13 protein-coding genes are annotated in these 14,222 nt (G+C 72.8%); 5 read left to right on the top strand and 8 right to left on the bottom strand.

Features of this window, described 5'->3' with window-relative positions; genetic code table 11:
• Positions 1 to 82: 82 nt before the first annotated feature.
• The 3 genes from IE272_RS14555 to IE272_RS14545 all read right to left on the bottom strand — a co-directional run bounded on the left by IE272_RS14555 (position 83) and on the right by IE272_RS14545 (position 2,227).
• Positions 83 to 514, bottom strand: a complete 432-nt coding sequence (locus tag IE272_RS14555; protein ID WP_050357047.1) for a (4Fe-4S)-binding protein — start codon at positions 512 to 514, stop codon at positions 83 to 85.
• Positions 515 to 599: 85 nt separating this feature from the next.
• A complete protein-coding gene (locus IE272_RS14550; RefSeq protein WP_190007025.1) occupies positions 600 to 1,001 on the bottom strand; it encodes a RidA family protein in 402 nt (133 codons plus the stop codon).
• A complete protein-coding gene (locus IE272_RS14545) occupies positions 998 to 2,227 on the bottom strand; it encodes an acyl-CoA dehydrogenase family protein (protein ID WP_050357045.1) in 1,230 nt (409 codons plus the stop codon). Before IE272_RS14545 ends, IE272_RS14550 begins: the two co-directional genes overlap by 4 nt.
• A 150-nt stretch (positions 2,228 to 2,377) precedes the next feature.
• Here IE272_RS14545 and IE272_RS14540 point away from each other — a divergent pair, with 150 nt between their 5' ends.
• Genes IE272_RS14540 through IE272_RS14525 form a run of 4 tightly spaced genes read left to right on the top strand, consistent with a single transcriptional unit; the run spans position 2,378 to position 6,296 of the window.
• Positions 2,378 to 4,090: an AMP-binding protein gene (locus tag IE272_RS14540; protein ID WP_073959907.1), complete on the top strand. Its 1,713-nt coding sequence runs from the start codon at positions 2,378 to 2,380 to the stop codon at positions 4,088 to 4,090.
• 4 nt (positions 4,091 to 4,094) lie between these two features.
• The gene (locus IE272_RS14535) at positions 4,095 to 4,916 is read left to right on the top strand and encodes a PaaX family transcriptional regulator (RefSeq protein ID WP_190007024.1); all 822 of its coding nucleotides are present in this window, start codon (positions 4,095 to 4,097) and stop codon (positions 4,914 to 4,916) included.
• Between the two features lie 58 nt (positions 4,917 to 4,974).
• On the top strand, positions 4,975 to 5,805 hold the full coding sequence (locus IE272_RS14530; protein ID WP_190007023.1) for a GNAT family N-acetyltransferase: 831 nt from the start codon (positions 4,975 to 4,977) through the stop codon (positions 5,803 to 5,805).
• A gap of 11 nt (positions 5,806 to 5,816) precedes the next feature.
• Entirely contained in the window at positions 5,817 to 6,296 is a 480-nt protein-coding gene (locus tag IE272_RS14525) for a hypothetical protein (RefSeq protein WP_373304179.1), read from the top strand.
• On the opposite strand, the gene IE272_RS14520 is transcribed toward IE272_RS14525, so the two are convergent.
• Both IE272_RS14520 and IE272_RS14515 read right to left on the bottom strand, forming a co-directional pair.
• Positions 6,283 to 8,553, bottom strand: coding sequence for a bifunctional salicylyl-CoA 5-hydroxylase/oxidoreductase (locus tag IE272_RS14520; RefSeq protein ID WP_057668554.1), 2,271 nt, complete (start codon positions 8,551 to 8,553; stop codon positions 6,283 to 6,285). The two genes, IE272_RS14525 and IE272_RS14520, sit on opposite strands and share 14 nt — an antisense overlap.
• A gap of 107 nt (positions 8,554 to 8,660) precedes the next feature.
• The gene (locus IE272_RS14515) at positions 8,661 to 9,488 is read right to left on the bottom strand and encodes an enoyl-CoA hydratase family protein (RefSeq protein WP_069754298.1); all 828 of its coding nucleotides are present in this window, start codon (positions 9,486 to 9,488) and stop codon (positions 8,661 to 8,663) included.
• Positions 9,489 to 9,771: 283 nt separating this feature from the next.
• On the opposite strand from IE272_RS14515, the gene IE272_RS14510 reads away from it, so the two are divergent.
• Positions 9,772 to 10,221, top strand: a complete 450-nt coding sequence (locus IE272_RS14510) for an ATP-binding protein (RefSeq protein WP_007452262.1) — start codon at positions 9,772 to 9,774, stop codon at positions 10,219 to 10,221.
• Here IE272_RS14510 and IE272_RS14505 read toward each other — a convergent pair.
• The 3 genes from IE272_RS14505 to IE272_RS14495 all read right to left on the bottom strand — a co-directional run bounded on the left by IE272_RS14505 (position 10,172) and on the right by IE272_RS14495 (position 14,203).
• The gene (locus tag IE272_RS14505) at positions 10,172 to 11,659 is read right to left on the bottom strand and encodes an amino acid permease (protein ID WP_190007022.1); all 1,488 of its coding nucleotides are present in this window, start codon (positions 11,657 to 11,659) and stop codon (positions 10,172 to 10,174) included. The genes IE272_RS14510 and IE272_RS14505 overlap by 50 nt on opposite strands.
• Positions 11,660 to 11,847: 188 nt before the next feature.
• Positions 11,848 to 12,852, bottom strand: a complete 1,005-nt coding sequence (gene argF / locus IE272_RS14500; RefSeq protein ID WP_190007021.1) for an ornithine carbamoyltransferase — start codon at positions 12,850 to 12,852, stop codon at positions 11,848 to 11,850.
• Between the two features lie 115 nt (positions 12,853 to 12,967).
• Complete coding sequence (locus tag IE272_RS14495) at positions 12,968 to 14,203, bottom strand: arginine deiminase (protein ID WP_069754301.1); 1,236 nt, start codon at positions 14,201 to 14,203, stop codon at positions 12,968 to 12,970.
• Positions 14,204 to 14,222: the final 19 nt, after the last annotated feature.

Genomic DNA, 14,222 nt, shown 5'->3' with positions numbered 1-14,222 from the left:
AAATACAGATATATCTCTCAGGCCGATTCACCCGACCGGCGCGCCGCGCACCTCCCGGCCCACTGCGTTCGGTGCGGCCGTCTCAGCCGTGTCCGGCACAGGGGCCGCTGTGGTCGCAGTACGGGGTGTTGCCGGTGGCGCCGCAGCCGCAGAGCATCACCCGGGTCTCGTGGCGCGGACCGTACGGGGTGGCGACTTCGAGGTCCCCGCGCAGGTGCAGCACCCCGTCGGCGTGCAGGGAGACGTGGGTGGGGACGTCCGGGACCTCGTCGGGCATCCCGTCGGTGCGGTGGTACTGGAGCGCGCCGCTCGGGCAGCGGTGGATGACGTCGGCGACCTCGTCGGCGGGGGCGTTGTCGGGCTGGACCCAGGGGCGGCGGTCGACGTCGAAGACGGCGGGGAGCCCGGTCACGCACTCGGCGGCGTGCAGGCAGCGGTGCGAGTCGAAGCCGACGACGATGCCCTCGCCGTCGTAGGACTTGGCGGCGGGGCGCGGGGGTGGCTGGCTGGTCACCGCTGACTCTCCCGGGTCGGCTCGGCATCCGGACCCCTTCAGCCTCGCCCCGGCGCCCCGCCGCCGCTACTCGGGGGCCGGGCTCTCACGGGAGGACCGCGACCCCGTCGATCTCGACCATCGCCTGTTCGTCCCAGAGCCGGGCGACGCCGATGACGGCCATCGCCGGGTAGTCGCGCCCCGCGAGCCTGCGCCAGGTCCGGCCCAGCTCGGCGGCGTGGGACCGGTAGTCGGCGATGTCCGTGGCGTAGACGGTGACCCGGGCGAGGTCGGCGGGGGCGCCCCCGGCCGCGTGGAGAGCGGTGAGCAGATTGCCCAGTGCCACGGCGAACTGGTCGGGCAGGGTGGCCCCGACGACCTTGCCGTCCGGGTCGAGCGCGGTCTGCCCGGCGAGGAAGACCAGGTGCCCGCCGGTGGCGACGACCGCGTGGCTGAAGCCGGTGGGCGGGGAGAGTTCGGACGGGTTGATCCGGTGGGACGGGCTCATGCGGGCGGCTCCTGGGTGAGGTCCCCCGGCTCCACGGGCTCCTGGGCGGTGGACTGCTGGGCGAGGGTCAGCTGCGCGGCGCGCTGCTGGGCGGGGGGCTCGGACCGCCGGTCGCCGTTCGCGTACAGCTCCTTGGCGATGATGGTGCGCTGCACCTCGCTCGCACCCTCGTAGATCCGCGGCGCGCGGACCTCGCGGTAGAGGTGTTCGAGCAGATGCCCCCTGCGCAGGGCGCGGGCGCCGTGCAGCTGGACGGCGGCGTCCACGACGTACTGCGCGGTCTCGGTGGCGTACAGCTTGGCCATCGCCGCCCGGCGCGGCACGCCGTCCTCCCCGGCGTCGTACGCCGCGGCCGCCGCGTAGACCAGGAGGCGGGCGGCCTCGGTGCGGGTGGCCATCTCCGCGACCTGGTGCGAGACGGCCTGGAGGTCGCTCAGCGGGCCGCCGAACGCGGTGCGCCGGGCCGTGTGGTCCAGGGTCGCGTCGAGGGCGGCGCGGGCCATCCCGACGGCGAACGCCCCGACGCTGGGCCGGAAGAGGTTGAGGGTGCTCATCGCGACGCGGAAGCCCCGGTCGGGCTCGCCGAGCACATCGTCGGCGGTGACCGGTACGCCGTCGAACTCCAGGGTGCCGATGGGGTGCGGGGAGAGCATGTCGAGGGCGGAGCCGGTGAGTCCGGGACGATCGGACGGAACCAGGAACGCGGTGATGCCACGGGATCCCGCACCGGGGGTGGTCCGGGCGAAGACCACGGCGAAGTCGGCCTCGGGGGCGTTGGAGATCCAGCACTTCTCGCCGGTGAGCGCCCAGCCGGCCGGGGTGTGCTCGGCGGCCAGGCTCAGGGCCGCCGCGTCGGAGCCGGCACCCGGCTCGCTCAGGGCGAACGCCGCGACGGCCCGCCCGGCCCGGACCTCGGGGAGCCAGCGCTCACGGTGGGCGGGGGTGCCCGCTTGGACGATCGGGGTGGTGCCGAGGCCCTGGAGGGCGAGGGCGGTCTCGGCCTCGGTGCAGCCCCGGGCCAGGGACTCGCGCAGCAGGCACAGGTCCAGCGCCCCGGAGCCCAGCATCCGGCCGAGGAGGCCCAGCTCGCCGAGAGCGGCCAGCAGCGGGCGGTTGACGCGCCCGGGCTCTCCCTTCTCCGCCAGCGGGCGCAGCTCCTGTGCGGCGAGGGTGCGGAGCTCCTCGCACCAGGCGGTTTGTTCCGGTTCGAGGGAGAATGCCGTCATGGCGGCGCCTCTCTTGTCGCGTCGTTTCGCGTGCCCCGTCGCGTCGCGTGACATCTCGTCGCATCGCATCGCACGTCATGTCTTATCGCGGACCGTTGACTACCGTCACCCAAACGATACGCTCCAAAGGCGACAAGGGGGCGATCCTTCATGGAGCCGAATTCCTCGCCGAACACGCCCACAGCCGCCGCCGACGCGTCCGTACGCGTCCCCGGCGCGCATCCCGAGCCGTCCGGCCACGCCGCGGGCGCCCACGCCGACACCTTCACGCGCGACCATCTCCCGCCACCGGAGCAGTGGCCGAAGCTCCTCCTGGACGATCCCGGGTCGCGTTACCCCGACCGGCTGAACTGCGGGTACGAACTGCTGGACCGCACCGTCGAGGAACGGGGCGCGGACCGTCCCGCGCTGCGTTCCGCCGACGGGAGCGTCTGGAGCTACGGCGAGCTCCGGGAGACGGTGGACCGCATCGCCCATGTGCTGACGGACGATCTGGGCGTCGTGCCGGGCAACCGGGTGCTGCTGCGCGGGCCGACGACGCCCTGGCTGGCCGCCTGCTGGCTCGCCGTCATGAAGGCGGGCGCGGTCGCCGTCACCGTACTGGCGCAGGCGCGCGCGACGGAGCTGGCCACCATCTGCTCGCTGGCGCGGATCAGCCACGCCCTGTGCGACGCCCGTTCGGTACGGGATCTGGCCGAGGCGGACGTGGACGGCCTGCGGATCACCCTGTTCGGCGGGGACGCGCCCGGGGACCTGACCCGGCTGGCCGCGTCCAGGACCGGGCCGTACCGGGCGGTGGACACGGCCGCCGACGAGGTCGCGCTCATCGCGTTCACCTCGGGGACCACCGGACGCCCCAAGGGCTGTATGCACCTGCACCGGGACCTCCTGGCCATCGCCGACACCTTCTCCCGGCACGTGCTGCGCCCCTCGGCCGACGACGTGTTCGCGGGCAGCCCGCCGCTGGGCTTCACGTTCGGCCTGGGCGGGCTGCTGGTCTTCCCGCTGCGGGCCGGGGCCTCGACGCTGCTGCTGGAGCAGGCCGGCCCCCGGCAGCTGCTGCCCGCCCTGGTCCGGCACCGGGTCTCGGTGCTGTTCACCGCGCCGACGGCCTACCGCACGATGCTCGGGCAACTGGACGGCCACGACGTCTCGGCGCTGCGGCGCTGCGTGTCGGCCGGGGAGAACCTTCCCGAGGCGACCTGGCGGGCCTGGTACGAGGCGACGGGGCTGCGCATCATCAACGGCATCGGGGCCACCGAACTGCTGCACATCTTCATCTCCGCGGCCGACGACGCGATCCGGCCGGGCACGACGGGGGTGCCCGTGCCGGGGTGGCAGGCCCGGGTGGTGGACGAGCACGGGGACGAACTGCCCGACGGCGAGCCGGGACTGCTGGCCGTGCGCGGCCCGGTCGGCTGCCGCTATCTCGCCGACCCGCGGCAGACGGAGTACGTCCGGCACGGCTGGAACATGACCGGCGACACCTTCGTCCGCGACCCGGACGGCTACTTCCGCTACGTCGCCCGCGCCGACGACATGATCATCTCCTCCGGGTACAACATCGCGGGCCCCGAAGTGGAGGACGCCCTGCTGCGCCATCCGGAGGTCGCGGAGGCCGCCGTGGTGGGCCGGGCGGACGAACTGCGCGGCGAGATCGTGGTGGCGCACGTGGTGCTGCGGAACGGCTCGGAGCAGACCGCGGACTCGCTGCGCGCCCATATGAAGGCCAACCTGGCCCCGCACAAGTGCCCGAGGGTCTTCGTCTTCCAGGAGTCCCTGCCACGGACGGCGACCGGCAAACTCCAGCGGTTCCTGCTGCGGGACCGGCCCGGCTCTCCCCCGGCCCGGCCTCTAGAGTGATCACGTGGCCGAGTTGCGCACCCCCCGTTCCCTGATCGTCACGCTCTACGGCGCCTACGGCCGCCCGCCGGACGGCGCACCGTTCGCGGTGTCGGAGCTGATCCGCCTGCTGCACGCCGTCGGCGTCGACGCCCCCTCCGTACGCTCCTGCGTCTCGCGGCTGAAGCGGCGCGGGCTGCTGGTGGCCGCCCGTGCGGCGGACGGTTCGGCGGGGTACGCGCTGTCGCCGGACGCCCGGCAACTGCTGGACGACGGGGACCGGCGGATCTACCGGCGGCGTGCACCGCGGCTCTCCGACGGCTGGGTGCTCGCGGTGTTCTCCGTGCCCGAGGCGGAGCGCAACAAACGCCACCTGCTGCGCTCCCGGCTGGCCCGGCTCGGCTTCGGCACGGCCTCGCCCGGAGTGTGGATCGCGCCGGCCGGGCTGTACGAGGAGACCCGGCACACCCTGGAGCGGCTGGGACTCGCCCCGTACGTGGACCTGTTCCGCGGCGAGCATCTCGGCTTCGCCGCCACCCGCGAGGCGGTGGCCCGCTGGTGGGACCTGGCGGCGGTGGCACGCCTGCACCACGAGTTCCTGGAACTCCACGAGCCGGTGCTGCGGGACTGGGAGACGTCCGGGGACGCCGACGACGCCCCCCGCCCGCAGACCGCCTACCGGGACTACCTGCTGGCACTGGACTCGTGGCGTCAACTCCCTTACGCGGACCCGGGTCTGCCGCAGGAGCTGCTGCCCGGCGACTGGCCGGGCGGCCGGTCGGCGGAGGTGTTCGGCCGGCTGCACGAGCGGCTGCGGGACGCCGGGGAGCAGTACGTACGGCCGTGACTCCCGCCGGGGGTGAAATCCAGGTGCCCCGGGCCCCGGCCCACGGGCAGGATGAGGCATGACCTGGACCTTCGGAGACGACACCGGCACGTTCCTCGCCGCGGCCGGCGCGTCGCTCGCCGCGCGGCCCGTCGAGCACACGGTGGCGCTGACGGTCACCGAGCGGCTGAGGCGTGCGGGCCCGCACCACTACGGCGGGGGCGATCCGGTGTTCGGCTGGTGGCGCGGGGCGGACGGCACGGTGGCGGGGACCCTGGTGCGCACTCCGCCGCATCCGGCGCTGCTGAACTCCGTGCCGGCCGAGGCGGTGGGGCCGCTGGCCGACGCCCTGGGAGCGGGCCCGGATCTGGACGCCGTCAACGCGGACCGGGACACCGCGGCGCTGCTGGCCACCCGGCTGCCCGGCTACCGGACCGAGCAGGAGCATCGGCTGTACCGGCTGGGCCCGCCCCGGCCGCCCTCCCCCGCACCGGAGGGCCGTGCCAGGGCGGCGACACCTGCGGACCGGGCACTGCTCGTGGAGTGGGTGCGCGGGTTCGCCGACGCGACCGGGCAGTCGAAGTCCTCGGCCGAGTGGCTGGTGGACGAGGGCACGGAACGCGGGGCACTCACCCTCTGGGAGAGCGGCGGGGCTCCGGTGGCTCTCGCGGGTCGCTCCCCGATGCTGGCGGGGACCGTGCGGGTGACGTTGGTGTACACCCCGCCGGAGCTTCGCGGCCGGGGGTACGCGGCCGCCGTGACGGACGAGGCCGGCCGGGCGGCCAGGGAGTCGGGGGCGGCGGAGGTCGTGCTGTTCGCCGACCTCGCCAACCCGACGAGCAACGGCGTGTATCTGCGCATCGGCTACGAACCGGTGGCGGACCGGCTGTTGTTGAGGAGGAACCCGTGACCGAGCGGCATGTGGACGCTGAACCCGTCACGGCGGAGCCCGTGACGGCGGAGCCCGTGACGGCGGAGGCGCTGTGGCTCGTCGCCGCGAACGTGGTGCGGTGGCGGCGGTACGGGGACGGCGGGCAGCAGCTGCGGCCCGGGACCAAGTCGTACCGGGGCGGGTCGAAGGTTCACGTCGTCACGACCTACGGGGGCATGGCGCACCAGGAGTTGACCACCATCGGGCGCGGCCGGCACACCGGCGCGTACATCACCATCGACATGGCGACCCGCAATCTCCACACCTTCCGGCCCGTCGCGGTGTACAGCCCTGCGGTGCTGCGCCGCGCGGCGGTGTTCGGCGTCGACGGGTCGTGGGCCACGCGGGAGTACGCCGAGGAACTGGCCGCCCTGCTCGGGCGCCTGGCCCCCCGGTACCGCGAGGAGCACTGGCGCGGAGCACCGCACCCGGTCCCCTGCCGCTGCCACGACTGCCTCAGCCCAGCGTGAGTCGGGGCTTCGGTCCGTCGGTGCGGCCGGTGGGCGGGGGGCGGCTGCCCGCGCCGTACGGAAGGGGCCAGGGAGCTCCGGGGCCGGCGTAGCCCTGGTCGGCCGCCGCGTGCAGGGTCCAGTGGGGGTCGAACAGATGGGGGCGGGCCAGGGCGCAGAGGTCGGCGCGGCCCGCCAGGAGCAGGGAGTTGACGTCGTCCCAGGAGGAGATCGCGCCGACCGCGATGACGGGGACGTCGACGGTGTTGCGGATCCGGTCGGCGTACGGGGTCTGGTAGGAGCGGCCGTATTCGGGGCGCTCGTCGGCCACGACCTGGCCGGTGGAGACGTCGATGGCGTCGGCCCCGTGGTCGGCGAAGGCGCGGGCGATCGTGACGGCGTCCTCGGCGTCGGTGCCGCCCTCGGCCCAGTCGGTGGCGGAGATCCGCACGGTCATCGGCCGTTCCGGCGGCCAGACTTCGCGTACCGCGTCGAAGACTTCGAGGGGGAAGCGCAGCCGCCCGGCCGGTGCTCCGCCATAGGCGTCGGTGCGGCGGTTGGTGAGCGGGGAGAGGAAGCCGGAGAGCAGGTATCCGTGGGCGCAGTGGAGTTCGAGGAGGTCGAAGCCGGAGTCGGCGGCGCGCCGTGCGGCCGCCACGAACTGCTCGCGCACGGTGTCCAGTCCGGTCCGGTCCAGCTCCGCCGGGACCTGGCTGACACCGGGCTCGTACGGGAGTGGGGAGGCGGCCGTCAGCGGCCAGTTGCCGCTCTCCAGGGGCTGGTCGATGCCTTCCCACATCAGCTTCGTGGAGCCCTTGCGGCCGGAATGTCCGAGCTGCACACCGATGGCGGCGCCGGGGGCGGAGGCGTGGACGAAGTCGGTGATCCGCCGCCAGGCGGCGGCCTGTTCGTCGTTCCACAGGCCGGTGCAGCCGGGGGTGATGCGACCCTCGGGGCTGACGCAGACCATCTCGGTCATGGTGAGCCCGGCGCCGCCGAGGGCGCGGGCCCCGAGGTGGACGAGGTGGAAGTCGGCGGGCATCCCGTCGGTGGCGGAGTACATGTCCATGGGCGAGACGACGACGCGGTTGCGCAGCTCCAGACCGCGCAGCCGCAGCGGGGTGAACATCGGCGGGGTGCCCGGTGGGCAGCCGAACTCCTCCTCGACGGCGGCGGTGAACGAGGCGTCGCGCAGCCGGAGGTTGTCGTGGGTGACCCGGCGGCTGCGGGTGAGCAGGTTGAACGCGAAGCGGCGGGGCGGCTGGTCCACGTAGGTGGCCAGTTCCTCGAACCAGCGCAGGCTGGCGGCGGCGGCGCGCTGGGTGGAGGCGACGACCGGGCGGCGCTCGGCCTCGTACGCGGCGAGGGCCGTGGGCAGGTCCGGCTGTTCCCCGACGCAGGCGGCCAGCGCCAGGGCGTCCTCGACGGCGAGCTTGGTTCCGGAGCCGATGGAGAAGTGGGCGGTGTGGGCCGCGTCGCCGATGAGCACGGTGTTGCCGTGGGACCAGCGGGAGTTGGTGACCGTACGGAAGGCGAGCCAGGAGGACCGGTTGCCGCGCAGCGGTCGGCCGTCCAGGGCCTCGGTGAAGAACTTGGCGCAGCGGGCGGTGGATTCGGCCGGGTCGCAGCTGTCGAGCCCGGCGGCGCGCCACACCTCCTCGCGCATCTCGACGATGACGGTGGAGGCGTCCGTCGCGTACGGATATCCGTGCAACTGCATGACGCCGTAGGGGGTTTCGGCGATCTCGAAGCGGAAGGCGTCGAGTGCGAAGTCGGCGGCGAGCCAGATGTAGCGGTTGCGGTGTTCGGTGACGCCCGGGCCGAAGGAGTCGGCGTGGGCGGCGCGGGTGGCGCTGTGCACCCCGTCGGCGGCGATGACCAGGTCGTGGTGGGCGGCGAGCTCGGCGGCGGGCGGGGCGGGGGCGCGGAAGCGGAGGTCGACGCCGAGGCCGGCGCAGCGCTCGTGCAGGATCTCCAGGAGCCGTCGGCGGCCGAGGGCGGCGAAGCCGTGGCCGCCGGAGGTGTGGGTCCGGCCCCGGTGGACGATGTCGATCGTGTCCCAGCGGACGAACTCGCGGCTGAGCGCCCGGTACACCTCGGGGTCGGCGTGCTCGATGGAGCCGAGGGTCTCGTCGGAGAGGACGACGCCGAAGCCGAAGGTGTCGTCGGGGGCGTTGCGCTCGAAGACCGTGACCGTGCGGTCCGGGTCGAGCCGTTTGAGGAGGGCCGCGGCGTAGAGGCCGCCCGGGCCGCCGCCGATGACCGCGATCCGGCGCACGGACGGGGGGTCCCGGCGCGGGGCGGTCGCCGCGTCCGGGCGCCGGGCGGCTTCGGGGGGCGGTACGGCGGCGCCCGGGCTCCGGGGGCCCTCGGGGGCCGGCACGGCTACCTCCCCTGCCACTTCGGCGGCCGCTTCTCGGTGAAGGCGGCGTGGAACTCCGCGTAGTCCTCGCCGTGCATCAGGAGGGCCTGGGTGTTGGCGTCCAGCTCGACGGAGGCGGCCAGCGGCATGTCCAGCTCGGCGGTGAGCAGCGCCTTGGTCTGGGCGAGCGCGAGGGCCGGGCCGTCGGCGAGGCGGCGGGCCAGCTCGGCGGCGCGCTCGTCGGCCCTGCCCTCCTCGGCCAGCTCGCTGATCAGCCCGATCCGCTCCGCCTCGGGGGCGCGGACGGCGTCCCCGAGCATCAGGAGCCGGGTGGCGTGGCCGAGGCCGACGACCCGGGGCAGCAGGTAGGCCGCGCCCATGTCGCCGCCGGAGAGGCCGACCCGGGTGAAGAGGAAGGAGAAGCGGGCCGACGGGTCGGCGACGCGGAAGTCCGCCGCCAGGGCGAGCACGGCCCCGGCTCCGGCGGCGACGCCGTGGACGGCGGCGACGACGGGGAAGGGGCACTCCCGCAGGGCGCGGACGACCTGTCCGGTCATCCGGTTGAAGTCGAGGAGCTGCGCGGTGTCCATGGCCAGGGTGGCGCCGATGATCTCGTCGACGTCGCCGCCGGAACAGAAGCCGCGCCCCTCACCGGCGAGGACGAGGGCGCGGACGGAACGTTCCCGGGAGAGCTCGGCGAGGAGGTCGCGCAGATCCGCGTAGGCGCCGAAGGTGAGCGCGTTGAGTTTCTCGGGGCGGGCGAATGTGACGGTGGCCACACCGTCGTCCCGGGTCAGCCGCAGATGACGCCATTCCTCGGTGCTCGGGGCCGAGCTGGGAAACGGGCTCATGGAGGGGTCCCCTTCAGCGATCGGGCTGGTGCCGGCCGTGCGCGGGTCGCGTTCCGCCTCCGAAGTTATCACCCTTACGTGACCGCCGTCACGAGGTCGCAATACAGCATCCATGAGACCGTTGTGGCGAAAGTCCCCTTTGCTCCGGCCGACCGCCTCTATGGCTGAACCGGAGCGGTTCGTAAGGTTGAAACCAGGAAGTCTCGACACGAGTACCGCGTGAACCCCAGAAGTCGAGACTTCCCGCTTCGAGGAAGACCCGCTCCCGAACGGAAACCCTGCCGTGCCGCCCGACGTCCCCGTTCCCGCTTCCTGGCGCATCGCCCTGCCGCACTCCACCGCGGCCGTGCCGATCGCCCGCGCTCTCATCCGTACGGCGCTGTCGGACATCGACGCCCCGGCCGACAGCGACACCGCCGAGCTGCTGACCGCCGAGCTGGTGGCCAACGCGGTCGAGCACACTCTGGGCGGTGAGCCCATCGAGCTGGTCGTGGAGCTGCTGCCCACCGGCTGCCAGGTCGAGGTGCACGACCGCGACCCCGCCCCGCCGGGCGACCTGTCCCGGCCGCAGCCGGGCTTCGAGGTCGATCCCTGGCAGGAGCACGGCCGCGGCCTGCTGCTGATCCGGACCCTCAGCTCCGCGTGCGGTCACCGCACCACGGAGCACGGCAAGGCCGTCTGGTTCACGCTTCCGGCGATACCGGCGCAGCCGGGTCCGTCCCCGGGGAGCTGACCAGCCGGGAGCGCTTGCGCCCGTAGCCGGCGTACAGCAGCGACCCGACGGCGAGGAAGACCGCGAACTGGACCCAGGTCGTCCAGCCGGTCCCGTACATCAGATACAGGCAGAACGCGACGCCCAGCAGGGGGCTGACCGGGTAGAGCGGCACCCGGAAGGTCCGCTTCAGCTCGGGGGCGCTCCGCCGGAGCACCACCACCGCGACGTTGACGGCGACCATCGTGGCGAGCGTGCCGATGGTCGTCAGGTTCACGACGACGTCGAGCGGGACGAACGCGGCCGGGACCGCGAAGACGCAGGCCACGATCCAGGTGTTGGCGACCGGGGTGTGGGTCTTGGGAGAGACCCGCTCGAAGACGCGCGGGATGAGCCCGTCGCGGGACATCGACATCAGGATGCGGGTCTGCCCGTACATCACGGCGAGCACCACCGAGGCGATGGCGACGACCGCACCGAAGGCGATGATGCCGCCGCCGACCGTGGAGTCGGTGACCTGGTTGACGGCGATGGAGAGAGCCGCGCTCTTGTTCGCGACGGCGTCCGAGCCGATCGCGCCGATGGCCGAGAGCGCCACCGCGCAGTAGAGCAGGGTGACGACGCCGATGCAGATCAGGATGGCGACGGGGATGTTCCGCCGGGGGTTCTTGACCTCTTCGCCTGCGGTGGTGATGGCGTCGAAGCCGATGTAGGAGAAGAACGCCAGCGAGGCGCCGGCGGTGATCCCGCCGAGCCCGTGGGTCGCGAACGGCATGAGGTTGTCGTCCTGGAACGCGCTGAACGCCACGGCGCAGAACGCGACCAGGATGCCGATCTTGAGGACCGCCATGGCGGCGGTGGCGGTCGCGCTCTCCCGGACTCCGCGCACGAGCAGCGTGGCGGCCATGGCGATCACGACGACCGCGGGCAGGTTGATCACGCCGCCGTCGCCGGGTCCGGAGGACAGGGCCGCGGGCAGTTCCCAGCCGAACAGGCTGTTCAGCAGCTCGTTGACGTACTGGCTCCAGCCCACCGCGACGGCGGAGACCGACACGCCGTACTCCAGCATCAGGCACCAGCCGACGAGGAAGGCGGTGCGCTCGCCGAGCGCCGCGTACGCGAAGGAGTACGAACTTCCGGAGACGGGGATGGCGCTGCCCAGCTCCGCGAAGGAGAGGGCGGTGAAGATGCAGGTGATCGCCGCGAGGACGAACGAGATCACGACGGCGGGGCCGGCCTCGGCGACGCTGTCGGACAGCCCGACGAAGATGCCGGTGCCGACGATCGCGCCGATCCCGAAGCAGACGAGCTGGAAGGGGCCCATCGTGCGCTTGAGGCCGTGGCCCTCGAGGTCTCCGCCGGACTCGGCGATGAGCTGATCGGGGCTCTTGCGGCGCAGGCCCGGCTTCGAGGGGCCGGGGCGCTGCGGGGTGCCGGAATACGGCAGACCGGGGCTCATGCGGGACGTTCTCATCTCTGGTGGTGCAGTGGGGGGACGTTTCCCGGTGCGTGCGGCGGCCGTGGGGACCGCGGGCGGCACATGGGAAGGGGTCCGGGCATCGCGAGCCCGAACCCCACCAAGAGGCGTCATGGTAGCCACCACCACGCATGTTCACCCAATCGGGTGTATGAGCATGCGAAACGCGGCTACTTCGCAGCCAGCGTCGCCACCAGCACGGCCTTGATCGTGTGCATCCGGTTCTCCGCCTGGTCGAAGACGACCGAGTGCGGGGACTCGAAGACCTCGTCGCTGACCTCCAGCTCGGTCAGCCCGTACCGGTCGTGGATGTCCCGGCCGACCTGGGTGCCGAGGTCGTGGAAGGCGGGCAGGCAGTGCAGAAACTTCACGTCCGGGTTGCCGGTGGCCCGCAGGACGTCCATGGTCACGGCGTAGGGCCCGAGGGCGGCGATGCGCTCGGCCCACACCTCCTTGGGCTCCCCCATGGAGACCCAGACGTCGGTGGCGACGAACTCGGCGCCCCGCACACCCTCGGCGACATCGCCGGTCAGGGTGATCGTCGCGCCGCTGACCTCGGCGAGCTCCCGGGCCCGCGCCACGACGGCCTCGTCCGGCCAGTACGCCTCGGGGGCGACGATCCTGACGTCCAGGCCGAGCAGGGCGCCGGTGATCAGGTAGGAGTTGCCCATGTTGAAGCGGGCGTCGCCGAGGTAGGCGAAGGCCGTCCCCGTGACGGGCCCCTCGCGGCACTCGGTGATGGTGAGGACGTCGGCGAGCATCTGGGTGGGGTGCCAGTCGTCCGTGAGCCCGTTGAAGACCGGCACTCCGCCGTACGCGGCCAGCTCCTCGATGGCCTCCTGGCTGTCACCCCGGTACTCGATCCCGTCGAACATCCGGCCGAGCACCCGGGCGGTGTCCTTCACGGACTCCTTGTGGCCCATCTGGGAGCCCGACGGGTCGAGGTAGGTGGTGAAGGCGCCCTGGTCGGCGGCGGCGACCTCGAACGCGCAGCGTGTGCGGGTCGAGGTCTTCTCGAAGATCAGCGCGATGTTCTTCCCGCGCAGCCGCTGGACCTCGACCCCGGCCCTCTTGGCCTCCTTGAGCTCGGCGGCCAGGGAGACCAGGCCGAGAAACTCCTCGGAGGTGAAGTCCAGCTCCTTGAGGAAGTGGCGGCCGGTGAGGTCTATGGCCATGATGACTGCTCCTGGGTCGGACGGGGATCGGCGCACTGTGCGCGGGCAGAACTGGAAGTCTATACGACGCCCCGCATCCCTATACAGACCCCGGGGGTCGCGGTCCGCACGCCCCTCATGCCACGGGGTCCCGCTCCACCGGGCAGCTCATACAGCGCGGCCCGCCACGCCCCCGGCCCAGCTCACTGCCCCGGATCTCGATCACCTCGATGCCCTGCTTGCGCAGATAGGTGTTGGTCGTGGCGTTGCGCTCGTACGCGACGACGACCCCGGGCTCGACCGCGAGCACGTTGCAGCCGTCGTCCCACTGCTCGCGCTCGGCCGCGTGCACGTCCTGGGTGGCGGTGAGCACCCGGACGGAGTCGAGGCCGAGGGCGGCGGCGATGGCGCGGTGCATGTGCTCGGGCGGATGGTCGGTGACCTTCAGTTCGCGGGGGCCGCTGCCGGGCTCGATGGTGTACGAGCGGAGCATGCCGAGACCGGCGTACTGGGTGAACGTGTCGCCGTCGATCATCGTCATCACCGTGTCGAGGTGCATGAACGCCCGGGCCTTGGGCATGTCGAGCGCCACGATCGTGCGCGCCGAACCGGCGTCGAAGAGGCCCCGGGCCAGCATCTCCACGGCCTGCGGCGTGGTGCGCTCGCTCATCCCGATGAGGACCGCTCCCTGCCCGATGACCAGGACGTCACCGCCCTCGATGGTGGAGGGGTAGTCGTCCTGGCCCTCCGACCAGTGGTGGAAGGCGCCCGCCTCCGGGCCGGTGAACAGGGGATGGTGCCGGTAGATCGCCTCGAAGTGGACGGTCTCGCGCTGCCGGGCGGGCCAGCGCATCGCGTTGATGGAGACCCCGTCGTAGATCCAGGCCGAGGTGTCCCGGGTGAAGAGGTGGTTCGGCAGCGGGCCGAGCAGGAAGTCGTCCAGGTCCATCACGTGGAAGCGGACGGAGGTCGGCTCGCTGTGCCGCTCCAGGAACTCCCGCTTGGTCATGCCGCCGACCAGCGCCTCCGCCAGCTCCTCCGAGGACAACTCCTCGAAGGCGGCCCGCAGATGCTCGGTGGCGAGCGGACCGTACTCCTTCTCGTCGAAGACCCGGTCGAGCACCAGCCGCCGGGCGACCGGAATGTCGAGGGACTCGCGCAGGAGGTCGCCGAAGAGGTGCACGGCGACCCCCCGGTCGCGCAGGACGTCGGCGAACCCGTCGTGCTCCTCCCGGGCGCGGCGCACCCACAGGACGTCGTCGAACAGGAGCGCGTCCTTGTTCCTGGGGGTGAGCCGCTTCAGCTCCAGATCGGGGCGGTGCAGTATGACGCGGCGCAGCCGCCCGGCTTCGGAGTCGACTTGGAATCCCATGTCTTCATCCTCACCGCGC

This window comes from Streptomyces anulatus, from assembly GCF_014650675.1.
In the GTDB taxonomy this organism is placed as follows: Bacteria; Actinomycetota; Actinomycetes; order Streptomycetales; family Streptomycetaceae; genus Streptomyces; species Streptomyces anulatus.
Note: the sequence above shows the minus strand (reverse complement) of the source record. Positions and strands in the feature narration are given on the sequence as shown.